The sequence below is a fragment of the Natronococcus sp. genome (assembly GCF_047921035.1).
In the GTDB taxonomy this organism is placed as follows: domain Archaea; phylum Halobacteriota; class Halobacteria; order Halobacteriales; family Natrialbaceae; genus Natronococcus.
Genome location: NZ_JBLRWX010000011.1, coordinates 23453 through 46985 on the forward strand (window position 1 = coordinate 23453; position 23533 = coordinate 46985).

The window sequence follows — 23533 nt, forward strand, 5'->3', positions numbered from 1 at the left end:
GCCGGATCGGTCCGTCGGGGGCCGACCGCAACCGTCCGTGAGCACGTTCCGTCACTCGAATTGAATTGCGCGGCTCCCGAAGGGGGCGTATGGTCGGATACAAGTCGAAGGTCGTCGAGCAGATCCACCTCCCATCGAGGACGAAACGCGAGCGCGCCCTCGAGGAGGCCGGCTACAACGTTTTCAACCTCGACTCGGCGGACGTGTTCGTCGATCTGCTTACCGACAGCGGGACGGGCGCGATGAGCGACGAGCAGTGGGCGGCGCTGCTCCGGGGCGACGAGGCCTACGCGGGCTCGCGCAGCTTCGGCGAACTCGAGGACGCCGTCGCCGACGTGATGGGCTTCTCCCACGTCGTCCCGGCCCACCAGGGTCGCGGCGCGGAGAACGTTCTCTACGGTGTCCTCGTCGAGGAGGGCGACGTCGTCCCGAACAACACCCACTTCGACACCACGCGAGCCCACATCGCCAACCAGGGCGCCGACCCCGTCGACTGTCCGGTCGACGACGCCCGCGACCCCGCGGCCGACGGGCCGTTCAAGGGCAACACCTCGCTCGAGGGCGTCCGCGCGGTCGTCGAGGAGTACGGCCCCGAACGAGTGCCGGTCGTCGTCCAGACGATCACGAACAACTCCGCGGCGGGCCAGCCGGTCTCCGTCGGGAACACCCGGAACGTCCGCGAGTTCGCCGACGAGATCGGCGCGACGTTCGTGATCGACGCCTGCCGGTTCGCCGAGAACGCCCACTTCGTCACCGAGCGCGAGGCGGAGTTCGCCGACGCCTCGGTCGCCGACGTCGCCCGCGAACAGCTCGGCCTGGCCGACGCCGTCGTGATGAGCGGGAAGAAAGACGGGCTCGCCAACGCGGGCGGGTTCGTCGCCACCGACAACGAGGCGCTGTACGAGCAGTGCAAACAGCGGGCCATCCTCTACGAGGGATTCCCCACCTACGGCGGGATGGCGGGCCGGGACATCGCGGCGATGGCCGTCGGCCTCCGGGAGGCCGTCGACGAGGCCTACGTCGCCGATCGTGTCGAACAAGTGCAGGAACTCGCCGACGCCCTCGAGTCCGTCGGCGTGCCGATCTACACGCCCGCGGGCGGACACGCGGTCTACCTCGACGCCGGCGCCTTCCTCTCCCACCTCGAGCCCGAGGCGTTCCCGGGCCAGGCGCTGGTCTGCGAGCTCTACCGGGAGGGCGGCGTCCGCGGTGTCGAACTCGGGAGCTTCGCGTTCCCCGATACCGACCGCCCCGAACTGGTCCGGCTGGCGCTGCCCAGACGAACCTACCACCGCGAGCACATCGAGCACGTCGCCGAGACGGCCGCCGCCGTCCTCGAGCGACGCGACGAGGTCTCGGGCCTCGAGATCGTCGAGGAGCCCGAGATGGCCGAGATCCGCCACTTCACGGCGACGCTCGAGCCGACCGGCTCCTCCTGAGCCGAGCGAACTGCGACGGCACTGCGAGAAAAGCCGAGGACCGAACCCGGGACTACCGCGAGACGGCGTCTCGAGCGCGGTCGCGGAACGTCGGCTCCGGCTCCGGTTCCCCGCCGAGCTTTCGTTTCGCGACCGAACGGACGCCCTGCCTGGCGGCCTCGGACTGGGCGGCGCTGGCCAGCCAGTCCGGAACCTGCGACTCGATCTCCTCGCGCTTTTCGGCCTTGAGCTGGCTGTACTTCCGGAGCGTGATGCCCACGCCGAGGAACAGCGCGGCGTCGATCAGCTCCCGTCGGAACCGGTTTCGATCCTTGTAGACGACGATCGCCTTCGCGAGCGAGAGCAATCCGATCGCGATGTACAGCTTCGAACTCTTCGACGGGTCTCCGCTGAGCAGCCGTTGGAGCGCCATGCGACGGATCGTACCACGCACTGCGTGTTAAACTTCCGCCGGCACGAGACGGGAGCCGGCGCTCACTCGCCTTGGTCCGCCACGGCGACACCCCGGTGTCGGCCCTCGTCGATCGGTTCGATCGTGAACCCGAGCGCCTCGTAGAACGGCCGGACGCCGTCGTCGAACCGCGCGGTGAGCCGGCGCTCGCGCTCGAGCGCTCGCTCGATCAGCCGTCGACCGATCCCCTGCCCGCGGTGACGACGACGGACGCCGACGCTCGCGACGTGGGCGCCTCGCTCGCGGGGCTCGCAGACGAGCGCGCCGAGGATCCGCTCGGTCGAGTCCGCGCCCCGCCGGTCCCCGGCGATGAGGACGTCGCCGTCGAGTCGCGCCTCGACGTCTCCCGGCTCGAGCATCGCGGCGTCCAGTATCCGCCGGACCTCGAGGGCGTCGTCGGGGCCCGCGATTCGGACGTGCATCGGTCGGTCGTACGTCGCTGTCCGCCAACAGTCCGTCGGTCACGTCCCCGACGAAAACCGTCCGTCGATCACACCCTCGACGAACCCGGACGTTTATCGATCGCGGGCTGGTCTGTCGGATCACGCGAGGAGGAACGATGGGGATCCAGAAGGACTTCAGTACCAAGCTCTCGGCGGGTGACCTCACGATCGACCGCCGCGACATCGAGATGCTCGAGGCGATCGACCGGCAGGGATCGTTACACGGCGCGGCCGAGGAGCTCGGTCGCTCCTACGCGCGCCTCCAGAATCGGGTCGTCGAACTCGAGGACGAACTCGGCGAGCTGACCGAGCGAACGCGGGGCGGCCGCGACGGCGGCGGCACCCGGCTGACGGAGACCGCCTACGAACTTCGTCGGCAGTTCGACCGCCACGAGAGCGAACTCGACGGCGTGGCCACCGCGACGGAGTCCGTCTTTCGGGGGACCGTCCTCGAGCGAACCGGCGAGCTCGCGACCGTCGAAACCGCCGTCGGCCCGATCACGGCGCTGGTTCCGCCGGACGCGAGCGAGGTACAGGTCGCCGTTCGGTCGGACGCGGTCGTCCTGTCCGATCCGACGGAGACGCCCGAACCGGACGCCACGAGTCTCCGGAACCGATTCCCGGGAACGGTCGCGGCGATCGACGACGGCGAGGCGATCGCCAGCGTCACGCTCTCGCTGGCCGACGGCGTCGCCCTCGAGGCGCTCGTCACGCGCTCGAGCCGCGAGGGGCTGGGGCTCGAGCCAGGTCGCGAGGTCGTCGCCTCCTTCAAGGCGACCGCGGCGCGGGCGACGGGGCTCGAGCCGGCCGAGACCGAGGAGTAGCGACGCTCGAGGCCGGAGTCGCGACGCGAGGTCAGCCGCCCTTGATCAGTCGAAGGACGGTCACGCGCTCGCTCTCGACGGGCTGGTCCTCGGGGACGGGGCGGCCGTCGACCAGCACGCTCACCTCGTGGGGGCTGAGACCGACCTCCCGGAGCAGGTCCGCGTAGGTCGGCTCGGGGGCGTCGGTCGCCACCTCCTCGAGTTCGAGTTCGTGGCTCCCCTCGCCCTTGACGTCGACGGTGACGCGCATGGCGGTGCTTGCTCGAGAGTGGACTTGAGCGCGTCGACTGCAGGTGTGTCCGAGTCTCAGTCGCTCGCCGGCTCGTCGGGGCCGATCCGATCACGGCGACCGGGCTCTCGAGCCCCCGCGGTCCGTCGATGCGCGTACAGCCCCCAGGCCAGCGCGCCGAGTCCGAGCAGGAGGATCAGGAAGTTCAGTAGCCCGCCCACGAACGGGAGCTGGGCGAGGATCGCCCCGCCGATCATGCCGACGACCAGCGCGAGCCACCGGTTCTCGAGGTCGCCCCCGACCTCGCCCCCGCTTTCGATCCGCACGTCGCCGGCCGCGGCCGAGACGTCCCCCGTCACGGTTCCCTCGACGACGACGGTGCCGGCGACGGCCTCGAGTTCGTCGATCGTTTCCCCTTCCCCGACGACGACCGTCCCGCCGACGGTCGACTCGGACTGCGCGGCGACCCCCGTCGGTAGCGTCCCCAGCAGGACGACGACGAGGAGGACGACCGCGAGTCGCTTTCGGACGGACGTTTCGGACGCCATAGATCACTCCTCGTCGTGTGAGCTGAAAAACATGACACCCGCGTCCACGAACTCGAGAGGGGTCGACGCGGACCGTCCTCGAGTCCTCCGGCGGACCCGCACTGACGCCTCGAGGACGACCTTCGGGCGATTTATCTGGCGGCTCCCCCTCGTGGTGGGTATGAGCGAGGCCGACGCCGAGGCGGCGGAGCCGACTTCCGGCAAGACCGAGGTCTGGATCGAGAAGTATCGCCCGGAGCGGCTCGACGAGATCAAGGGCCACGAGAACATCGTGCCGCGCCTCCAGCGGTACGTCGAGCAGGACGACCTGCCCCACCTCATGTTCGCGGGGCCAGCGGGAACGGGGAAGTGCGTCACCGGCGAGACACCGGTGCTAACGAACGAGGGCGTCGCCCCTATTTCAGCTGTCGTCGGAGACGTCGATGGATTCGACGAACCTGACAAAGATCTCGAGATACTGACGTACAGTGACGACGGCTCGTTCGAGTATGTCTCTCCGTCACACACATTTTCGAAAGAGGCGGCCGAACTTGTTTCGGTCAAAACACGAGACGGAAACGAGTTCACGGTCACACCGGAACACAAGCTCCTCATTGCAAACGAGTCAGGTCTCGAGTGGCGAGAGGCTGGGTCGCTCTCCGGTGAAGAACGGATCGTCCGCCCGCTGGAAACGCCGGTCGCCGACGACTCGGATACGTCGCTCAACTGGCTTTCGTCGATGGACGGCAACCGGACGTTGGTCACCGTTTCGGAGTCGTTTGCCACGCGATACGAGATTCCGGCCGAAGAAAATTTTGTCGGACAGAAGAAGACGGTACTCGGTTGTCTTCGTCGCGGTTATACGGTCGAGGAAATCGCTAGCGAGTACGATATTTCCCGGAAAACTGCTGCGAATTACGCGCGAACGGTATCGATCGACCTCGAAGAAGCCTCGACAACCTGTTCTCTCGGCTATCTCCGATCACTCAACGTCGAGGAATCGGAACTTCGATCTCACGTCGAATCGGTCCGCTACGTAACACCGTTCAACAGACGGTCCAGTCCGATTGTGCCTCCGTGGGAACTTACGCCGGAGCTAGCACGTTTCGTCGGTCTCGCGGTCAGCGAAGCGCGTATCGAGAACGGCCGCATCAAGTTCTACAACACCGACGAAGCACTCCGCAAATCGTTCGAACGACTCGCACAGGATCTGTTCGACGTCGAGACGACCCGCGGCGTTCAAAAAGACGTTCCATACGTGGAACTTCGAACCAAGTCGCTCCACCACTTCCTCGAGTCGTGTTTCGACGTTTTCGGTGATTCGCCGACGTCCGCGGTTGGGTCAACCCTGATCCACGCTCCGGCAAACGCTCGCGCGGCCTTCCTGCAAGCCGTCTTCGATTCGGAAGCCTACGTCGCGGAACAGGCAACGGTCGAACTGACACAGAAGGATAAATCACTCATCACGCTCTGTTCGTACCTGCTCGCCTCGTTCGGGATCCCGGTACGGCGAAAACGGGACGAAAAGGCGGCGACAAACGGCTCTGGGACGACTCGCGAGTACCACACACTATATCTCTCTGGAGTTTCGGCGCTTTCTCAGTTCGAGAACACCATCGGATTCACTATCGACTACAAGTGCGACCGACTCGCCGACGTTACGGAAGGTACCGGAAATCCGAACCACGATACAATTCCCGCTCAGAATGCCGTCGACGACCTGTGCCAGACTCTTTCCCTAACGAAAGAACCGCTGATCACCGACTCGTTGAATCCCGAAAACCCTGGCCGTGAATCCTATCTCGAGGACATCGATCGCGTTCTCGAGGCGGCATCCGCCCGCCTCGAGGCGGCACAGAAGGTAAAACAGGATATCGAACGAGTTCGTGGCGATATCCAGTCGGTGAGTGCCGTGCCAGCGACGTGGGTCGATCAGCGGAGCGAACTGGAACCGCTCGAGTCGCGAAAGCAGATCCAGGCAGCGACCGGAATAAGAAGCGATCGCCTGCTCGAATACTCGGACGGGCGGCGATCGCCAGTTGCGAGCCGTGCAGGCGAGTTGCTCGTCACGCTCGCATCGCGTACCGAGACGCCGAACACCGTCTCCGTCCAAGAATCGCTGCGGGAGGCGATCGACTCGCTCAGCGTCTCGGACAACCGAATCGCCGACGGCACGAAACTGACCGGGATGGACGTGCGGAACCTTCTCGAGAACGACGATCACGATCTCGCGTCGCTACCGCGATTCGAGACCGTTTCTGGTCGAATTCTCGACGTCGCATCGGAGATGTGTTCGATGGAAGTCGTCGAACAACTGGTTGCACTCGACCGTCTTTCGCGAGAGACGCTCTATTTCGACCGAGTAACCGACATCGAGCGAGTGGAAGACGAGCGTCGCGTCTACGATCTCACTGTCCCCGGAACGCGAAACTACGTCGCAGGTGACGTTCCGACCGTTATGCACAACACGACCGCAGCCCAGGCCATCGCCCGCGAGGTTTACGACGACGACTGGCGCGAGAACTTCCTCGAGTTGAACGCCTCGGACCAGCGCGGGATCGACGTCGTCCGCGATCGGATCAAGGACTTCGCGCGCTCTTCGTTCGGCGGCTACGATCACCGAATTATATTTCTCGACGAGGCTGACGCCCTCACCTCCGACGCCCAGTCTGCGCTGCGACGGACGATGGAGCAGTTCTCGAGCAACACCCGCTTTATCCTCTCGTGTAACTACTCGAGCCAGATCATCGACCCTATTCAGTCTCGCTGTGCCGTCTTCCGGTTTACAGAACTGACCGAGGACGCCGTCGAAGCGCAGATCCGCGAGATCGCCGCCAACGAGGGGATCGAGGTCACCGACGACGGCGTCGACGCGCTCGTCTACGCGGCCGACGGCGACATGCGTAAGGCGATCAACGGGCTCCAGGCCGCGGCCGTGATGGGCGAAGTCGTCGACGAGGAGACCGTCTTCGCGATCACTTCCACCGCGCGACCCGAGGAGGTCGAGGCGATGGTCGATCAGGCCATCGACGGCGACTTCACGGCCGCCCGCGCGGCCCTCGAGGACCTGCTGACCGAGCGCGGACTGGCGGGCGGGGACGTGATCGACCAGCTCCACCGCTCCGCGTGGCAGTTCGACATCCCCGAGAAAGCGACCGTTCGACTGCTCGAGCGCCTCGGCGAGGTCGACTACCGGATCACGGAGGGGGCGAACGAACGCCTCCAGCTCGAGGCGATGCTGGCGTCGCTGGCGCTCGAGAACGAGGACTGAACGCGACGTTCGGCACCGGTAGTCGGGCTGCGAGTTCGTTATTCAGTGTGGCTTGTGAAACACCTGTTACGTACAGGGGAACTTCGTATCACCAGATATCGACCACCCCTCGTTGCGGGGGCGTGCGCTGTCGACCGACCGAGCGCAAGCGAGGGCGGTCGGCAATACCGCACGAGGGATGAGCGAACAACGTGAGCGAATCGGTTGGGGAGGGCGTGGTGAACCCCTGTGTTCGGGTGAACAGGACCTGCTACCCGTCGGTATCAGCGCGAAAGCCCCTGGGCCGCTCGTGGACTGCGACTTGCTGCGCGCCTCCCTCGCTTCGCTCGGTGCAGTGCTTACGTCGTCTCGCCCCTCGAGCGGCCCAGCCCCTTTCAGTCCCACCGCGGCGGTTGGCCGGTACTGGAGACTCGAGGCCGGACGATGCATTCGTGCGTGTAGTGTCTGGAACTGCCCAACGGAGTCCCAGAAACGGTTCTCAAAGGAGACTCACGCTACTGATATCGATTCGTCGACGTGACTTTCGCAGTTCGGAACGTACCGCTCGCCAGCCGTGGCCCCCTCGACCGGTGGAATCGCCGTCCTCCTCGCCGTCGCCGTCGGCTGTCTCGCGCTCGCGCTGGCGTCGCTTCGCTCCGGGAGCTGGACGCGGCGGTTGTACGGCCTCGAGCCGGACGACGAGGCGAGCGCTCGAGCGAACGCCGCCGTCCTCGGGATCGTCGGCGTCGGACTGTTCGCGCTGGCTGGGGCGATCGTCCTCGAGTTCACCTCGGCGCTCGTCGCGACGGCGACGATCCTCGCGAGCGCGCTGCTGTGTTTCGTCCTCGGCTGGCTCGTCGCGGTTCGGGACCGCCGGGAGCTACTGACGACGCCGAACGTCGACCGGGAGACGGGCCGTCGGCTCGGGTTCGTCGCGATCGGCTGTGGTGTCCTGTTGCTCGCGTTCGCTCCACTCGTCTGGCTCGAGGTCGACGACACGGTCGTCGCCGTCGTCGCGCTGGCGAGTACGGTCGTCGTCCTGCTGACGGTGGCGTTCGCGTACCGGTGACGACGGATTTCGGGGCGTCGATCGACAGCCCTCGAGCCCGAGACCGCCGTCGTTGGGCGATCTATCCCGAATAACGGTTGCGGAACTATTTTACCCGCTGCGGGGCCAACACACGTGTAATGAGTGAACTGGAGGAGGAGTACCGCCTCGAGTACTTCGAGGAGGAAGGCTTCGAACGCAAGGAGTGTCCCTCCTGTGGCGCCCACTTCTGGACGCGCGACCACGAGCGAGAGACCTGCGGCGAGCCGCCCTGCGAGGAGTACGACTTCATCGGCAACCCCGGGTTCGACGAGGAGCACAGCTTGGAGGAGATGCGAGAGACGTTCCTCTCCTTTTTCGAGGAGCACGACCACGAGCGTATCGAGCCCTACCCCGTCGCGGCGAACCGCTGGCGCGACGACGTCTTGCTGACCCAGGCGTCGATCTACGACTTCCAGCCGCTCGTAACGAGCGGCGAGACGCCGCCGCCAGCGAACCCGCTGACCATCTCCCAGCCCTGCATCCGGATGCAGGACATCGACAACGTCGGGAAGACGGGCCGACACACGATGGCCTTCGAGATGATGGCCCACCACGCGTTCAACGCGCGCGAGGATCTCGAGGATCCCGACCAGTACGCCTACCAGGGCGAAGTCTACTGGAAGGATCGCACCGTCGAGCTCTGCGACGAGTTCTTCGCCTCCATGGGTGTGGACCTCGAGGAGGTCATCTACATCGAGGATCCGTGGGTCGGCGGCGGCAACGCCGGCCCCGCGATCGAGGTCATCTTCAAGGGCGTCGAACTCGCCACGCTCGTCTTCATGTCGATGGAGCAGGATCCGGACGGCGAGTACGAGATGAAAGACGGCAACCGCTACAGCCCGATGGACACCTACATCGTCGACACGGGTTACGGCCTCGAGCGCTGGACCTGGGTGTCCCAGGGGACGCCGACGGTCTACGAGGCGATCTACCCCGACATGATCGACTTCCTGAAGGAGAACGCCGAGGTCGATCACTCCGACGAGGAGGCCGAGCTCGTCCACCGCGCCGCCAAGCTGGCGGGCCACATGGACATCGACGAGGCCGAGGATATGGAAACCGCCCGCAAGGAGATCGCCGCCGAACTCGACGTCGACGCCGCCGAACTCGAGGAACTGATGGTGCCCCTCGAGGACATCTACGCGATCGCCGACCACTGCCGCACCCTCGCGTACATGCTCGGCGACGGAATCGTCCCCTCGAACGTCGGCACGGGCTACCTCGCCCGGATGGTGCTGCGCCGGACGAAGCGGCTCTGTGACAACGTCGGCGTCGACGCGCCGCTGGACGAACTCGTCGACATGCAGGCCGAGCGCCTCGAGTACGAGAACCGCGACACGATCCGTGACATCGTCCGCACCGAGGTCGAGAAGTACCGCGAGACCTTAGAACGGGGCGGTCGCCGGGTCGAGGCCCTCGCGACGGAGTACGCCAAGAAGGGCGAACCGATCCCGACCGAGGAGCTGATCGAACTGTACGACTCCCACGGGATCCAGCCCGACATGGTCGAGGAGATCGCGGCCGAGGCCGGGGCCGACGTCGACGTCCCCGACGATTTCTACAGCCTCGTCGCACAGCGCCACGACACCGTCGAGGCCCTCGAGGAGGCGGCAGGCGAGACCGACTCCCGGTTCGAGGACCTCCCCGAGACGGAGAAGCTATACTACGACGACCAGCAACGCACCGAGTTCGAGGCCGTCGTCCTCGACGTCTTCGAGCGCGAGGACGGCTACGACGTCGTGCTCGACCAGACGATGTTCTACCCCGAGGGCGGGGGCCAGCCCGCCGACACGGGGACGCTCTCGACCGACGACGCCACCGTCGAGGTCGAGGACGTCCAGATCGAGGACGGCGTCATCCTCCACCGGACAGACGCCCACCCGGGCAAGGGCGAGTTCGTGAAGGGGTACATCGACGTCGATCGGCGCCGACAGCTGATGCGTCACCACACGGCGACCCACATCGTCATCCATGCCGCCCGGCAGGTGCTCGGCGACCACGTCCGCCAGGCCGGCGCCCAGAAGGGCGTCGACTCCTCGCGGATCGACCTGCGCCACTACGACCGGATCGACCGCGAGGACGTCAAGCGAATCGAACGGACGGCAAACGGGGTCGTGATGGACAACGCTCCGGTCACCCAGGAGTGGCCCGACCGCCACGACGCCGAGGCCGAACACGGGTTCGACCTCTACCAGGGCGGCATTCCGCCGGGCGAGCAGATCCGGCTGATCCACGTCGACGAGGACGTCCAGGCCTGCGGGGGCACCCACGTCGCCCGCACCGGCGAGATCGGTGCGATCAAGATCCGCTCGAGCGAGCGGGTCCAGGACGGCGTCGAGCGGCTGACGTTCGCCGCCGGCGAGGCCGCCGTCGAGGCGACCCAGGAGACCGAGGACGCCCTCTACGCGGCCGCCGACGTGCTCGACGTCTCCCCCGACGAGGTACCGGACACCGCTGAACGGTTCTTCGAGGAGTGGAAGGCCCGCGGCAAGGAGATCGAGGACCTCCAGGAACAGCTCGCCGCGGCCCGCGCCGGCGGCGGTGGCGGCGGCGAGGAGGTCGACGTCGGCGAGACGACGGCGGTCGTCGACCGCATCGACGCCGACATGGACGAGCTTCGCGCGACCGCGACCGCGATCCGTGATGAGGGCAAGATCGCAGTACTCGGAAGCGGCGAGAGCGGCGCACAGTTCGTCGTCGCGGTTCCCGACGACATCGGCGTCAACGCCGGCGAGGTCGTCGGCGAACTCGCCGCGAAGGTCGGCGGCGGCGGGGGCGGCCCGCCGGACTTCGCCCAGGGCGGCGGGCCGAACGTCGACGAACTGGACGACGCGCTCGAGGACGCGCCCGACGTCGTCCGGCAGGTTCTCGACGCCTGAGCCGACTGGTGTCGACGTTCGACCCGTCGGCTCAGATCGTGTCGACACCCGAGTCGGGGAAGATGCTCTCGGGCAGGTACGCCGAGACGACCCAGTTCGGCGCGTCGACGATCTCGTTGATTTTCAGGTCGACCGCGGCCGAACAGAGGATGTAGGCCTCCCCGCGGGTGAGATCGCGCTTCTCGTGGAGGTGATCGATCATGTGTCGCACCGCGAGCCGAGCCGCCTCCATCAGATCGTCGGCGATCCCGGTCGTCCCGTACATCCGCTCGTCGCGCCCGGTCGGCGTGAACGGGCCATCGGTCTCGAACTGGGGCTGTTCGATGTCGGCGTCCTTCTGCAGGTCGAACCGGGCGGTGACGAACATCGGCGCCTCGATCCCCGTCACCGACACCTCGCCGTCGCCCTGTGCGGCGTGACAGTCGCCGATCGAAAAGAGGGCGTCGTCGACCTCGACGGGGAGACGGACGGTCGAGCCCGCGGTCATGTGTTTGACGTCCATATTGCCGCCGACGCGACGGGGCGGGAGCGTGTCGTGTTCGCCCGACTCGGCCGGTGCGACGCCGATCGTCCCCGGGAACGGGTCCAGCGGTACCTCGATTCCGTTGACGAAGTGACCGACGTCGTCCTCGAGGTCCCAGATGTGAACCCCGGCCTCCGGAAACTCCTCGGGAAGGAGACCGAGTCCCATCTCTCCCGGCAAAAAGCCCGTGTACCCCCAGCCCTTGTGCTGGAAGCTGCGCAGTTCGACGACGAGGGCGTCGCCCGGTTCGGCCCCCTCGACGGCGACGGGGCCCGTCAGCGGGTGGACGGGATCGAAGCTGACGTTCGAGAACTCCTCGGGACCGGACTCGATCGTCACCTGACCGTCGACGGCGTCACGGCACTCGAATCGGACGACGTCGCCCGGTTCGACCGTGAGAACGGGTTCGAGGCTGTTGTCCCACGCGTTGTGGATGTTGTGGTCGGCGTCGCTGAGGTGGTAGTCGACGCGGTGTCCGTGGTGTTGGTTTGCCATTCCATCTCACGAGACGATCTTTCGGGAAATAAGTGTGGACCTCTCACATCGCTGGCGTGTCGTGATCCACGGACGCCGGCGGGTGACGGCGCGAACGCTCGAGCCTCGTGAGTTACTCCGCGAGCCCGCAGTAGTCGATCGCCGACGTCGCGAGCGTCCGGGCGGTCTCGAGCAGCGACGTGACGGTCGTGTACTCGTCGACGCCGTGGAGGTTCGGCCCGTAGGGACCCGCCGTAACGACGGGAACGTCGTAGTACCGCTGGTAGAACCGCTCGTCGAGCGCGGCGTTGCCGCCGACGAACGTTCCCGCCTCGCCGGTGATCGACTCGGCGTTCCCTTTGACGGTTTCGACGATCTCGGCGTCGCGGGGGACCTCGTGGGGCGCGGCGTTCCAGCCGGTCCACTCGACGATCGGCGGGTTCTCGGCGAGCCACTCGTCCTCGCTCGCGGCGTCTCGAATCGCCCTCTCGATCGCCTCGCGGACCTCGGCGCGGCTCTCGCCCGGGGGCCACCCCACCCGTCCCTTCAACAGCACCTCGGCGGGCACCGAGGCGGGCCAGTCGCCGCCCTCGACGACGCCCAGGTTGATGTTCGTCACGTGGCCCTCGAGGTCGGGATCGGCGCCGTAGGCCGGCGGGAAGTCGATGGTCGCCTGCCGTTCGTCGTTCAACTTCTCGAGCGCGCCGCGAACGAGACAGGCCTTGTCGAAGGCGCTGACGCCCTGGTGTCCCCAGGCGGCGTGGGCCTTCTTTCCCGGTACCGTGACGTCGAAGAACATCACCCCGGCGCTGGCGATGCCGACGTTCGGCAGACCGAACGGCTCCGGAACGATAGCTGCGTCGGGGACGTAGCCCCGCTCGAGGACCGAGAGGAGGCCGCCGACCCCGCCCGCTTCCTCCTCGATCGTGCTCTGGACGTAGAGATCGCCCGCGAGGTCGATCCCCTCGTCCTGCAGGGCGTCGACGGCGACGAGCATGGCGGCGAGCCCGCCCTTCATATCGGAGACGCCCCGGCCGTAGAGTTCGTCGCCCTCGCGGCGGAGCGTCCAGGGGTCGGACTCCCAGGCCGACTCCGGATCTGCGGGGACGACGTCGATGTGCCCCGAGAGAGCGAGCGTCAGACCGTCGCCGGCGCCCGGAACGGTCGCCACCGCGTTCTCCCGGCCCTCGTAGCCGTGCTCGTCGTACGACGACGTCCGGAAGAAGCCGGGGTGGCCCTCGAGGTCCTCGACGCTTGGCTCCCAGGTGTCGACCTCGAGCCCCAGGTCGTCGAACGCCTCGCACATCACGTCCTGTCCGCGCGGTTCGTATCCCGTCACCGACTTCGCGGCGACGAGGTCCTCGAGCAGTTCCAGCAGCTCGTCCTCCCGATCCGCGATCGCCTCCTCGACTCGGTTTCTCGCCGTTCGGTCGTCCATGCGAGACGGTAGGGAAGCGGGAGGATATATTTACGGAGGATTCGACGCCAGTTCTTGAAGTGAAGATTACATTTATCCAGGAATCGCGTCGGGATATGTAACCAGTAACGGTCCGCCGAATAATACGGAAAACTCAATAATTTTCCGGATCGCTTCTCTCCGGATATTCAAAACTATTATGTACTCCTGATTCGTGTTCTCGGTTATCATGGACCGACGAACGTTCGTCCAGACAACGGGTGCAGTTGGGGCTGTGGGATTGACCGGACTCGCGGGGTGTCTCGGGGACGAGAATGGTGATAACGGGGACGACTTCCCCTCCGAATCCTTGACGTGGATGATTCCCTGGGGAGAGGGTGGCGGAACGGACACGTACGCCCGCCAGATGGCGCCGCTGATGGAGGACCCGCTCGACCAGTCGATCGAGATCGACAACCGGGAGGGGGCCGGCAGCATGCTCGGCAGCGAGTGGCTCGTCGAGCAGGATCCGGACGGCTACACGTTCGGGACCGTCAACCCGCCGGGATGGAGCTTCACCTGGCGGGCCCAGGAGGTCGACGGCTGGCACCCCGACGACCTCGAGCCGATCGCCCACTCGGGCGTGTTCGGCTACACGATCATCATCAACGACAGCTACGACATCGAAACGTTTGACGAACTCCGAGACGGCTACGCCGACGGCGAGATCAGCGGCTTCGCGTACCAGGGCGCCGGCAGCGACAGTCACCTGACGACGCTGTTGCTCCAGGACGAGTACGACCTCAACGCCGACAACATCGTTCCGTACGACGGCGGCGGTCCGGTCCAGGAGGCGGTCCTGAGCGACGAGGTCGCGGCCGGCATCGCGACGAACACCTCCGCGATCTCCGCGGTCGAGTCCGGCGAGGCACGCGCCATCGTCAACCTGATGGACATCGACCTCACGGGGACGTTCCCGGAGATCGATCCGATCACGGACTACGGCGACAGCCTGGCCTGGATCACGGAGTTCTACCAGGTGCAGGTCGCGCCACCGGAGACGCCCGAGGAGGAACGCGAGGTCATCATGGAGGCGGTCCGGGAGGCGACCGAACACGAGGATACCCAGGAGTGGGAGGAAGAGACCGGGAACATCGTCGAGTTCGGCGACATGGACGACGCCGCCGACCAGTACGTCGGCAGCGTCGACGAGATCGAATCGCAGGTCGAGGACGCGATCGGCGGCTTCGACGAGTTCCAGCAGATGGTCGAGGACGCGGACGCCGAGGAGTAGTCGCCGACCCGGACCGTCGAAGCCGTTTCCGAATCGAGACGCCGACCACGTTGCCCGTGAAGCCACCAAAAAGAGAGATGTTACGGAACGAATCTACCGTTATCGCTGCTGTTAGCAGCGCTTGCCGACGATATCGCATCGGAACCGGCGCCGGCCGAGACGCACCCTCACTCATCGCCGTCCGACGGCACCAGCCATGGAACAGGACGACAGCGTAGGCTCGGTCGCGGACCGCGTTCGGGACCCCCTCGAGACGGTGCTCGGCGAGCGACCGACGATGGAACACGTCCTATTGGTGCTGTTCTTCGTCGTCGGACTCTACATGTACCGGGGCGCCTCGGAGTTCGCCCCGGACGCCCAGACGTTCCCGCAGCTCATGGCCGGCGGAACGGTCGTCCTCGCCTTTCTCCTGCTTGCCCGGAACTACCTGACCGTCGTCGCCCCGCTGGTCGGCGCCGGCCTGGGTGCGTACCTCGCGTACGGCGGCGGTACCGTCTTGCTCGAGGACGGCGGCGGACTGGTTCAGCTTCTCGCGGGCGTCGCGTTGCTGGTCGCGGCGGTCGGCTTCCGCGAGCGGTTCGGCGAGTCCGTCGAGTCGTTCGTCGCCGAGCCGATGCAGGTGATGGGCGACAAGGAGACGACGGACGCGCCGACCGACGAGACCGACCTCGAGGAGCTGCCGGCCGACGAGGCCGATCCGGAAGCGGCCGACGCCGACGCATCGTCGGGCGACGAGGAGAGCGACTCGGCCGCGATGTACGTCTACGAGATCGACGACCCGAAGGGGCCGGTCGTCACCGGCTTGCTCTGTGTCGGCTACATGCTGCTGACCTTCACGATCGGAATGCTGTACGCGACGCCGATCTTCGTCGTCGCCTGGGCGATCTGGGCTCGGATGAGCGTGGTCAAAGCCGTCGCGCTCACCGTCCTCAGCTTCGTTACCGCCTACCTGTTCTACGACCTGATCCAGGACGACATCGCCGAGGGGTGGCTCACCGGCTGGGAACTCCCGGCGCCGGACGACCTGCTCGGCCTCTGGATCCACGCCGGTGACCTGCTCCAGTGGGGCGTGGTACTCGCATGACGGTCGAATCCTTCGTCGGCGCGGTCGAGGCGCTGTTGACCGTCGAGACGATGATCTGGCTGCTCGCCGGCGTGCTCATCGGCATCATCGTGGGCGGCCTGCCCGGACTCGGTCCGCCGCTGGGGATGGCGATCATTTTGCCGTTGACCCTGCCGCTCGAGGCCGCCAACGCGATCATCCTGCTGGTGGGCGTCTACAGCGGCTCGATGTACGGCGGCTCGATCGCCGCGATCCTCATCAACACGCCGGGGGTGTCCTCCTCGGCGGCGACGATGTTCGACGGCTATCCGATGTCACAGCAGGGGCGGGCGGCGACGGCGCTCGCCATCTCCGCCACCGCCTCGGCGTTCGCGGGCCTCTTTACGATCACCGCGTTGATCCTGTTCTCGCCCGCGCTGATCGAGATGGTGCTCGCGGTCGGGACGCCCGAGCGGTTCCTCGTGGCGATCCTGGGACTGGCGATGATCACCGTCGTCACCCGGGGGTCGTTCGCGAAGGGGATCCTCGCGGGCGTGGCCGGACTGCTGGTCACGACCGTCGGTATCGCACCGATGTCGCTCGACCAGCGCTACAGCGAGACGATGTACCTCTACGACGGCATCGACTTCGTCGCCGTCCTGATCGGGCTGTTCGCGATCGCGGAGATGATGAAACTCGCCGGCCAGGAGGGCGGCATCGCGAAAGGTGAGGTTACGATCGACAGGGCGGGTATCACCGAAGGGATCCGGTCGACGGTCAAACACCCGATCACGGTGTTCAAGTCCGCGAACATCGGGATGATCGTCGGTGCGATTCCCGGCGCGGGCGCGACAGTGTCGAACTTCGTCGCCTACTCCGAGGCGGTCCGCTCCTCGAGCGATCCCGACTCCTTCGGGTCGGGCAACGAGATCGGCGTTATCGCCTCCGAAGCGTCGAACAACGGCACCGTCGCGGGCTCGCTCGTTCCCGCCATCTCGTTTGGCATTCCGGGCAGTTCCTCGACGGCCGTCCTCATCGGCGGCCTGCTCATGCACGACCTCCGACCGGGGCCGAGCATGTTCGATCCCAGCGGCGAACTCACGCTGACGTACACCATGTTGCTAGCGCTGCTGGTCGGCAACGTCGTTATCCTCGTCTTCGGGCTGTCGGCGGTGACCCGGCTGGGGTACCTGACGAAGATCGACACGGACTACATCATCCCGATGGTCGTCGTCCTCTCGTTTTTGGGGACCTACGCCCTGCGGATCAACCCGATCGACATCCTGACCGTGATCGTCTTTGGCGTGATCGGCTTCTACATGGTGCGGTACAACTACTCGGTGATCGCGTTCGTCCTCGGGGTCGTCCTCGGGGATATCGCCGAGGAGAACCTCTACACCGCCCTGCAGCTCTCGGACGGTTCGTACATGATCTTCGTCAACCCGCTCGAGTACGGCCGCTGGCTCTCCCTTATCCTCTCGACCCTGATCGCGGCGCTGCTGTTCGGCCCGTTCCTCAAGCGTTGGTGGGAGGACAGGCAGTCGGCCTGACCGCGCTTTCGGGCTCCGCTCGAGCACCTCGATGCCACGCGGTATTTTGTAGGCGCGGTCCCTCGCTCCGTGCATGGACTTCGAGACGGCGTGGGACGCCGAGCTACGGTCGTTCGCCGACGAACTCTGCCGATTCGAGACGACGGCCGGAAACGAAGCGCCCGCCCAGGAGTGGCTCCGCGAACGGCTCGTCGAGTGGGGGTTCGAAACCTACAGCTGGGAGGCCGACGCCGAGGTGCTCGCGGCCCACCCATCCTTCCCGAGCGACCCCGACGAGATCGAAACCGCCGAGAGGCCGAGCGTCGCCGGCGTGCTCGAGTTCGGCGACCCCGACGCCGGGCAGACGCTCGTCCTGAACGGCCACATCGACGTGGTGCCGGCGGGCAGCGGCTGGGAGGGCGATCCGTTCGAGCCCCGGTGGGCCGACGGCCGGCTCACCGCGCGGGGTGCAGCGGACATGAAGTGCGGGCTGGCGGCCTGTGCGTTCGCGGCCCGCCAGCTCGAGGCCTCGAGCCCCGAGATCGACGGCCGGATCGTCGTCGAGAGCGTCGCCGGCGAGGAGGAAGGCGGGATCGGCGCGGCCGCCGCGGCCCTGGACAACCCCTACCCCTTCTCGCGGGACGCGGCGATCGTCGCCGAGCCGACCGACTGTCGCCCGGTGGTGGCGACCGAAGGGAGCCTGATGAAACGGCTCCGGCTCGAGGGCCGCTCCGCCCACGCGGCGACGCGCTGGCGCGGCGAGTCGGTGCTGCCGGCGTTCGAGCGGATCCGACGGGCGCTCGAGGACCTCGAGGCCGAACGTGGCGAACGCGTCTCCCACCCCCTGTACGAGGAGTTCCCGATCGCGTGGCCGGTTTGTGTCGGCCGCCTCGAGGCGGGGCGCTGGGCGTCGTCGGTCGCGGACGAACTCGTCGCCGAGATCCGCATCGGCGTCGCGCCGGGCGAGACCGTCGACGAGGTCGAGCGGGAGTTCGACCGGCGGCTGGCCGAGGCCGTCGCCGAAACCAACGTCGACTGCGAGTTCGAGCGGTTCTCGATCCAGTTCGAGCCCGCCGAGATCGACCCCGACGAGCCGGTGGTCCGGTCGGTGCAGTCGGCGATGACGGCCCAGGGGCTCGAGGCGATCGACCCGCGGGCCGGGACCTACGGTGCCGACAGCCGACACTACGTCGAGGCCGGAATCCCGACGGTCCTGTTCGGTCCGGGGAACATCGGGCAGGCCCACTTCCCCGAGGAGACGATCGCGTGGGAGGACGTGCTCGTCGCCGGCGAGACCCTCGCCGCGGCCGCCGAGTCGTACCTCGCGGCCTGACACCGGTACTCGCGAACCGAAACCGACCTGGGCCGCGAACGCTATTCCTCGAGTATGTCTACCGTTTCGAACGACGGCGTCTCGCTGTACTACCACCGCGAGAGCGGGGGCGAGGACGAGGGTGAGCCCGTCGTCTTCGTCCCCGAGGCCGGCCTCGGGGGCTGGTCGTGGGGGTGGCAACACGCCGCGCTGACCGGTCCCTACGAGACCGTCGTCTGGGATCTCCGGGGGACCGGTCGATCCGACGCGCCGCCCGGACCGTACTCGATGGAGACGCTCGTCGCGGACCTCGAGACGGTCCTCGCGGCCGTCGACGCCCGGAACGCTCACCTCGTCGGCGCGGGACTGGGCGGTGCGGTTGCGCTCGCCGCGGCCCGGGAGTCGACGCGGGTCGCGACGCTATCCGTGCTCGGCACCGCGGCTCGGAGAGCGGCGTTCGACCTCGAGCCCCTGCTCGCCGACCCCGACGACCGCGCGGCGCTCCGGAAATCGCTCGAGACGGGCCTCTCGGCCGACTTCCGCACGAACCAGCCCGATATCGTTGATGGCATCGTCGACTGGCGAGCCGACGGCGACGCCACCAGGGAGGGATGGACGGCCCAGCTCGCCGCTCTCGAAGGGTTCGACGCCGACGACTGGCTCGTCGAGGTGACCCAGCCGACGCGGGTCTTCCACGGTACCGCCGACGAACTCGTTCCGGCCGAGGCCGGCCGCGACCTCGCGGCCGGGCTTCCCCGGGGGGAGTTCGTCCCGCTCCCTCGAGCGGGCCACCTCGTCGGGATCGAGCGATCCCGGGCGATCAACGATCGGCTGCTGGGCTTTCTCGAGTCGCGGGCAGACGACGAGGGGTGATCGGTCGGTCGGGGCTTGCGCTTGTCCCCCTATGCTACTACGGCGCTGGCCGCCGAAGACGCCGACGTGACTCTCTCGCTGGCTCGTCGCGCCGAGCGCTTTCCCGACCGAACGGCGATCGTCGACGCCTCCGAGGACCGGCTCCACGCGCCGGCCGAAACCGTCCACGAGGACCGCGTCACCTACGCGGAGCTGTCCCGGATCGCAGGTCGGCTCGCGGGCGCGCTCGAGGACCGCGGCGTCGACCCCGGCGACACCGTCTGTCTCGTCACCCGGAACCGGGTGGCGTCGCTGGCGCTCGTCTTCGCGTGTCGCCGACTCGGGGCGACGCTCGCCCCGATCTCGCACCGGCTGACGCCCGCGACCGTAACCCGTCCGTTCGAGGTTCTCGAGCCGGCCGTCGTCGTCGCCGAGGCGGCCCAGCGCGATCTCGTTCGCTCGATTCCCTCCGATCGAACCGTGACGCTCGAGGAACTCGCGGCGGCCGACGCGTCGGCCGTCGACGCCGGAACTGAGCGGGGCGACGACGCGCCGTTGCTCGCGATCCACGACGAGTCGGGCGAGTCGGTGGCGACCTTCTTGTCGGAAACCCTCGAGTGGAACTGCATCGACGCCGTCCTCGAGTGGGGGCTCTCCCGCGAGGACTCGGGGTTCGTCCTCGACCCGCTGTCGACGGCCGACGGGCTGTTTCGAACCGCGCTCCCCGTGCTGTACGCCGGCGGCCGCCTCCTGCTCGACCGCGCGTTCGATCCCGGCGACACCCTGGCGGCGATCGACGAGAGCGGGGTGACGGTCGTCTCCGGCCGACGGGCGCCGATCCGCGAACTCGCGATCGACGAGAACGCCGGCGCGCTCGCGGGCCTCGAGCGCGCGATCTGCGATCACACCGTCGAGGAAGCGTCCGTGGAGACGCTGCTCGAGCACGGCGTCGCGGTCTCGCGGGCCTACGGCACGCCGGCGTGTCCCACGGCGACGACCCGGACGGTGTCGGGACCGACCGACGGCGAGGCGATCGGGAAGCCGGTGCTCGACTGCGACGCGCGACTGGTCGACGACGAGGGAGCCGTCCTCGAGGGGGAGACGACGGGACGGTTACAGCTTTCGGGCCCGGTGGTCGCCGACGAGTACGCAACACCTGCCGACGACCGCGACGGCAGCGAGGCGGCCTCGAGCGAGACGCTGGGGTTCGTCGACGGCTGGCTCGACACCGGGGAGCGGTTCCGCCGGAGCGACGACGGGAGTTACCGTCGAGCGTGAGCCGTCCCCGGATCGGTACGGCTCGAGGATGCCGCTCCGAACTTCCGGCAACGCCCGGCCGTAGCAGAAGGCATTTTTCCTCCGAGCGGCCAGGGAGTGGTGATGGGTCAGCTACGCATCGCCGTCCTGAACGCAGCTCACGAGGACGCGAACACGACACGAAACTTTCGACGCGAACTCGACGCCTCGCTGGCGGAGTTCGACATCACGCAGGGGGAACTACCCGAGACGTTCGCCTTCGACGGCGCCGTCGTCACGGGCTCGCGAACGTCGGTCTACTGGGCCGAGGAGTGGATCCACGCGACCAAGGAGTGGGTCGACGAGGCGATCGCTCGCGACGTGCCGTTCCTGGGGATCTGTTGGGGCCACCAGCTGCTCGCCGACGTCCTGGGTGGTACCGTCGAGGATATGGGCGCCTACGAGGTTGGCTACAGCGGGATCGAACACTCCGGCGAGTCCCGGCTGTTCGAGGGGATCTCGAGCGAGTTCACCGCCTTCACGAGCCACGCCGACGAGGTCTCGGCGCTGCCCGCCGGCGCCGAACCGCTCGCCGCAAACGACTACTCCAACCACGGCTTCCGCAAGGACCGGGTCTTCGGCGTCCAGTTCCACCCCGAGTACGACCAGCAGACGGCCCGCGAACTCGTCCACCGCAAGGAGCTGTCGGACGAACGGCGCGACTCGGTGCTCGCGGAGATCACCGACGAGAACTACCGGAGCGCGTGCGAGGCGAAGCTCGTCTTCGAGAACTTCCTCGAGTACGTCGCGGAACTGCAGTCGGTCGAGACCGCTTCGAGCGGAGCGACGTCGACGCGAGCCGGATCCTCGGATTGATCGGTACAGACGGAACTGATACCGCCGCAGCCGGTCGTCGAGCGCAGCACCCGCGAGCGACCAGCGGGAGCGAGCGACTTTTTAGCGTGTAGATTTTTGCAAGTGGTTCGAGCGACCGCAGGAGCGAGGACCCGCAGCAAAAAGGTACGTTTGCACCCTCGGCCCCGATTTCCGAGTGGCCGGATCGAATCCGGCGGAACAGTTTTCTCAGTAGCATCCGCTACTACCCGCTATGAGCACCTCGGTCAAAGTCACGGACACGACGAAATCGCGACTCGAGGAGTTACAGGCGGAGATCCGGCTCGAGACAGGTCAGAACGTCACGCAACAGGAACTGCTCGAGCGAATCGTCATCGGTGCGTACGAGTCGAAGGACGAACTGATCGAGTCGTTTCGCGACGATTTCGAACCGCTGTCCGACGAGGAGATCGATCAGTGGCTCTCCGGAACGGTAGATTCGGGCGTCGAGACGAGCGAAGACGAGATCGACGACGTGTTGTACGGCGAATGACGGTCTTCATCGACACCGGCGTTTTCTTCGCTCAGCACGACGTCGCAGCGGCGAGACACGACGCGGCGACGGACGCGATGCGTGCGGTCCTGACGGGACGATTCGGGCAACCGTACACGAGCGACTACGTGTTCGACGAAGCGATAACGCTCACGCGAACTCGAACCGGAAGCTACGAAGACGCCTGGACCCTCGGTCGGCGGATCCTCGGACACGGACCGTATCCCGACCGGATCGAACTCGCGACGATAACGCCGGAACTGTTCGAGGCGACGCTCGAGACGTTCGAGCGGTACGCCGACCACTCGCTCAGTTTCACGGATGCGAGTACGATCGCACTCGTCGAGGACTACAATCTCGACGCCGTGCTCAGCTTCGACGACGATTTCGACGGTCTCGTGGATCGAATCGACCCCGAAACGATCGCGAGCGAGTAGCGATACGGAAACTGCGCTCGGGCATATCAGGAGGGCCTCCGGCCGAGAACCGACAGTTAGCTACTCCGGCGCGACCTCGAGTCCGGCCTTCTCCTGCGCATCGATCGCCTCGACGAGCAGTTCGGCGACGTCGACGACCTCGATGTCGTCCTCGAAGCCGCCGGTCTTGCGCCCGTCCTCGTACATCGTCATACACATCGGACAGGCGACGACGAACTTCTCGATGCCCGAGCCCGCGTCGGTGTCCTCGAGGGCCTCCCGGATGCGTTCCTCGCTGGGTTTGGGATCCTCGTCGAACTCCATCCAGAGGCCGCCGCCACCGCCGCCACAGCAGAAGGAATCCTCGCGATTGCGGGGCATCTCGTCGAGTTCGCAGCCCGTCGCTTCGATGATCTCGCGGGGGGCCTCGTACTCGTCGTTGTACCGCCCGAGGTGACACGGATCGTGGTAGGTGACGGTGTAATCGAGTTCCGTGCCCGACAGCTCGAGTCGGCCCTCGTCGACGAGTTCCTCGACGGCCTGGGTCCAGTGGTAGACCTCGACCTCGCCGTCCGCGTTCCACTGGGCCTCGTAGTCGAAGGGCATCATCGGATCGTCGGCGAACTCCTCGAAGTCGACCTCGGGGTACTCGTTTTTGAAGGTGTTGTAGGAGTGGGGGTCCGTACAGACGATTGTGTCGAACTCGCAGTCCTCCCAGGTCTCGACGTGGTGGCCGGCGAGTTCGACGTAGAGGAACTCCTCGCCGACGCGGCGGATGTCGTTGCCGTCGTACTTTTCGTCGTCGAAGAGGATGCCGAAGCTGACGTCGGCCTCCTGGAGGATGGTCGCCAGCGAGCGGGCGACCTTCTTGTTGCGGTCGTCGTAGCTGGGGTAGTCGCCGACGTACCAGAGGTAGTCGACCTCCTGTTCGCGGGCGTCA

Annotated in this window: 21 protein-coding genes; 14 read left to right on the plus strand and 7 right to left on the minus strand. The window is 66.8% G+C overall.

Features of this window, described 5'->3' with window-relative positions; genetic code table 11:
• Window positions 1-89: 89 nt before the first annotated feature.
• On the plus strand, window positions 90-1439 hold the full coding sequence (locus ACNA7R_RS04005; RefSeq protein ID WP_416282256.1) for a tryptophanase: 1350 nt from the start codon (window positions 90-92) through the stop codon (window positions 1437-1439).
• Between the two features lie 52 nt (window positions 1440-1491).
• Here the strand turns inward: ACNA7R_RS04005 and ACNA7R_RS04010 are convergent, their stop codons facing one another.
• Entirely contained in the window at window positions 1492-1851 is a 360-nt protein-coding gene (locus ACNA7R_RS04010) for a hypothetical protein (protein ID WP_416282257.1), read from the minus strand.
• 62 nt (window positions 1852-1913) lie between these two features.
• On the minus strand, window positions 1914-2312 hold the full coding sequence (locus ACNA7R_RS04015) for a GNAT family N-acetyltransferase (RefSeq protein ID WP_416282258.1): 399 nt from the start codon (window positions 2310-2312) through the stop codon (window positions 1914-1916).
• 137 nt (window positions 2313-2449) lie between these two features.
• Here ACNA7R_RS04015 and ACNA7R_RS04020 point away from each other — a divergent pair, with 137 nt between their 5' ends.
• On the plus strand, window positions 2450-3157 hold the full coding sequence (locus ACNA7R_RS04020; RefSeq protein WP_416282259.1) for a TOBE domain-containing protein: 708 nt from the start codon (window positions 2450-2452) through the stop codon (window positions 3155-3157).
• 31 nt (window positions 3158-3188) lie between these two features.
• On the opposite strand, the gene samp2 is transcribed toward ACNA7R_RS04020, so the two are convergent.
• Complete coding sequence (gene samp2 / locus ACNA7R_RS04025; RefSeq protein ID WP_416282260.1) at window positions 3189-3407, minus strand: ubiquitin-like small modifier protein SAMP2; 219 nt, start codon at window positions 3405-3407, stop codon at window positions 3189-3191.
• A gap of 56 nt (window positions 3408-3463) precedes the next feature.
• Window positions 3464-3934, minus strand: coding sequence for a hypothetical protein (locus ACNA7R_RS04030; RefSeq protein ID WP_416282261.1), 471 nt, complete (start codon window positions 3932-3934; stop codon window positions 3464-3466).
• A 160-nt stretch (window positions 3935-4094) separates the two neighbouring features.
• On the opposite strand from ACNA7R_RS04030, the gene ACNA7R_RS04035 reads away from it, so the two are divergent.
• The 3 genes from ACNA7R_RS04035 to alaS all read left to right on the plus strand — a co-directional run bounded on the left by ACNA7R_RS04035 (window position 4095) and on the right by alaS (window position 11132).
• Window positions 4095-7184 (plus strand): replication factor C small subunit, encoded by a 3090-nt coding sequence (locus tag ACNA7R_RS04035; protein WP_416282262.1) that lies wholly within the window; start codon window positions 4095-4097, stop codon window positions 7182-7184.
• A 553-nt stretch (window positions 7185-7737) separates the two neighbouring features.
• Window positions 7738-8232 (plus strand): hypothetical protein, encoded by a 495-nt coding sequence (locus ACNA7R_RS04040; protein WP_416282263.1) that lies wholly within the window; start codon window positions 7738-7740, stop codon window positions 8230-8232.
• A gap of 119 nt (window positions 8233-8351) precedes the next feature.
• Window positions 8352-11132 carry an alanine--tRNA ligase gene (alaS, locus tag ACNA7R_RS04045; protein ID WP_416282264.1) on the plus strand — a complete coding sequence of 927 codons (2781 nt, stop codon included), beginning with the start codon at window positions 8352-8354 and terminating at the stop codon, window positions 11130-11132.
• Window positions 11133-11163: 31 nt separating this feature from the next.
• Here alaS and ACNA7R_RS04050 read toward each other — a convergent pair whose 3' ends face one another.
• Together ACNA7R_RS04050 and ACNA7R_RS04055 are read right to left on the minus strand one after the other, a co-directional pair.
• Window positions 11164-12150: an acetamidase/formamidase family protein gene (locus ACNA7R_RS04050; RefSeq protein ID WP_416282265.1), complete on the minus strand. Its 987-nt coding sequence runs from the start codon at window positions 12148-12150 to the stop codon at window positions 11164-11166.
• Between the two features lie 112 nt (window positions 12151-12262).
• The gene (locus tag ACNA7R_RS04055; protein WP_416282266.1) at window positions 12263-13567 is read right to left on the minus strand and encodes an ArgE/DapE family deacylase; all 1305 of its coding nucleotides are present in this window, start codon (window positions 13565-13567) and stop codon (window positions 12263-12265) included.
• 208 nt (window positions 13568-13775) lie between these two features.
• Between ACNA7R_RS04055 and ACNA7R_RS04060 the strand changes: the two genes are divergently transcribed.
• From ACNA7R_RS04060 to ACNA7R_RS04100, 9 genes are all read left to right on the plus strand, one after another.
• The gene (locus ACNA7R_RS04060) at window positions 13776-14819 is read left to right on the plus strand and encodes a Bug family tripartite tricarboxylate transporter substrate binding protein (protein WP_416282267.1); all 1044 of its coding nucleotides are present in this window, start codon (window positions 13776-13778) and stop codon (window positions 14817-14819) included.
• Between the two features lie 196 nt (window positions 14820-15015).
• Window positions 15016-15903, plus strand: coding sequence for a hypothetical protein (locus ACNA7R_RS04065; RefSeq protein ID WP_416282269.1), 888 nt, complete (start codon window positions 15016-15018; stop codon window positions 15901-15903).
• Window positions 15900-17411: a tripartite tricarboxylate transporter permease gene (locus ACNA7R_RS04070; protein ID WP_416282270.1), complete on the plus strand. Its 1512-nt coding sequence runs from the start codon at window positions 15900-15902 to the stop codon at window positions 17409-17411. The genes ACNA7R_RS04065 and ACNA7R_RS04070 overlap by 4 nt, the downstream gene beginning before the upstream one ends.
• A 73-nt stretch (window positions 17412-17484) precedes the next feature.
• The gene (locus ACNA7R_RS04075; RefSeq protein WP_416282272.1) at window positions 17485-18723 is read left to right on the plus strand and encodes an ArgE/DapE family deacylase; all 1239 of its coding nucleotides are present in this window, start codon (window positions 17485-17487) and stop codon (window positions 18721-18723) included.
• Between the two features lie 54 nt (window positions 18724-18777).
• The gene (locus ACNA7R_RS04080; protein ID WP_416282273.1) at window positions 18778-19575 is read left to right on the plus strand and encodes an alpha/beta fold hydrolase; all 798 of its coding nucleotides are present in this window, start codon (window positions 18778-18780) and stop codon (window positions 19573-19575) included.
• Window positions 19576-19596: 21 nt separating this feature from the next.
• Complete coding sequence (locus ACNA7R_RS04085; protein ID WP_416282274.1) at window positions 19597-20832, plus strand: AMP-binding protein; 1236 nt, start codon at window positions 19597-19599, stop codon at window positions 20830-20832.
• 102 nt (window positions 20833-20934) lie between these two features.
• The gene (locus ACNA7R_RS04090; RefSeq protein ID WP_416282276.1) at window positions 20935-21666 is read left to right on the plus strand and encodes a type 1 glutamine amidotransferase; all 732 of its coding nucleotides are present in this window, start codon (window positions 20935-20937) and stop codon (window positions 21664-21666) included.
• A gap of 232 nt (window positions 21667-21898) precedes the next feature.
• Complete coding sequence (locus tag ACNA7R_RS04095) at window positions 21899-22177, plus strand: hypothetical protein (protein WP_416282277.1); 279 nt, start codon at window positions 21899-21901, stop codon at window positions 22175-22177.
• On the plus strand, window positions 22174-22614 hold the full coding sequence (locus tag ACNA7R_RS04100; RefSeq protein WP_416282278.1) for a type II toxin-antitoxin system VapC family toxin: 441 nt from the start codon (window positions 22174-22176) through the stop codon (window positions 22612-22614). Before ACNA7R_RS04095 ends, ACNA7R_RS04100 begins: the two co-directional genes overlap by 4 nt.
• A 60-nt stretch (window positions 22615-22674) precedes the next feature.
• Here ACNA7R_RS04100 and ACNA7R_RS04105 read toward each other — a convergent pair.
• Window positions 22675-23533, minus strand: an 859-nt coding sequence (locus ACNA7R_RS04105; RefSeq protein ID WP_416282279.1) for a (Fe-S)-binding protein, incomplete at its 5' end; no start/stop codon positions are given.

Coding starts and splice junctions, on each gene's coding strand:
- ACNA7R_RS04075 (WP_416282272.1), top strand. CDS start 17,485: ATGGACTTCGAGACGGCGTGGGACGCCGAGCTACGGTCGTTCGCCGAC.
- ACNA7R_RS04015 (WP_416282258.1), bottom strand. CDS start 2,312: ATGCACGTCCGAATCGCGGGCCCCGACGACGCCCTCGAGGTCCGGCGG.
- ACNA7R_RS04010 (WP_416282257.1), bottom strand. CDS start 1,851: ATGGCGCTCCAACGGCTGCTCAGCGGAGACCCGTCGAAGAGTTCGAAG.
- ACNA7R_RS04055 (WP_416282266.1), bottom strand. CDS start 13,567: ATGGACGACCGAACGGCGAGAAACCGAGTCGAGGAGGCGATCGCGGAT.
- ACNA7R_RS04100 (WP_416282278.1), top strand. CDS start 22,174: ATGACGGTCTTCATCGACACCGGCGTTTTCTTCGCTCAGCACGACGTC.
- ACNA7R_RS04095 (WP_416282277.1), top strand. CDS start 21,899: ATGAGCACCTCGGTCAAAGTCACGGACACGACGAAATCGCGACTCGAG.
- ACNA7R_RS04060 (WP_416282267.1), top strand. CDS start 13,776: ATGGACCGACGAACGTTCGTCCAGACAACGGGTGCAGTTGGGGCTGTG.
- ACNA7R_RS04050 (WP_416282265.1), bottom strand. CDS start 12,150: ATGGCAAACCAACACCACGGACACCGCGTCGACTACCACCTCAGCGAC.
- alaS (WP_416282264.1), top strand. CDS start 8,352: ATGAGTGAACTGGAGGAGGAGTACCGCCTCGAGTACTTCGAGGAGGAA.
- ACNA7R_RS04035 (WP_416282262.1), top strand. CDS start 4,095: ATGAGCGAGGCCGACGCCGAGGCGGCGGAGCCGACTTCCGGCAAGACC.
- ACNA7R_RS04090 (WP_416282276.1), top strand. CDS start 20,935: ATGGGTCAGCTACGCATCGCCGTCCTGAACGCAGCTCACGAGGACGCG.
- ACNA7R_RS04065 (WP_416282269.1), top strand. CDS start 15,016: ATGGAACAGGACGACAGCGTAGGCTCGGTCGCGGACCGCGTTCGGGAC.
- ACNA7R_RS04020 (WP_416282259.1), top strand. CDS start 2,450: ATGGGGATCCAGAAGGACTTCAGTACCAAGCTCTCGGCGGGTGACCTC.
- samp2 (WP_416282260.1), bottom strand. CDS start 3,407: ATGCGCGTCACCGTCGACGTCAAGGGCGAGGGGAGCCACGAACTCGAA.
- ACNA7R_RS04080 (WP_416282273.1), top strand. CDS start 18,778: ATGTCTACCGTTTCGAACGACGGCGTCTCGCTGTACTACCACCGCGAG.
- ACNA7R_RS04070 (WP_416282270.1), top strand. CDS start 15,900: ATGACGGTCGAATCCTTCGTCGGCGCGGTCGAGGCGCTGTTGACCGTC.
- ACNA7R_RS04005 (WP_416282256.1), top strand. CDS start 90: ATGGTCGGATACAAGTCGAAGGTCGTCGAGCAGATCCACCTCCCATCG.
- ACNA7R_RS04030 (WP_416282261.1), bottom strand. CDS start 3,934: ATGGCGTCCGAAACGTCCGTCCGAAAGCGACTCGCGGTCGTCCTCCTC.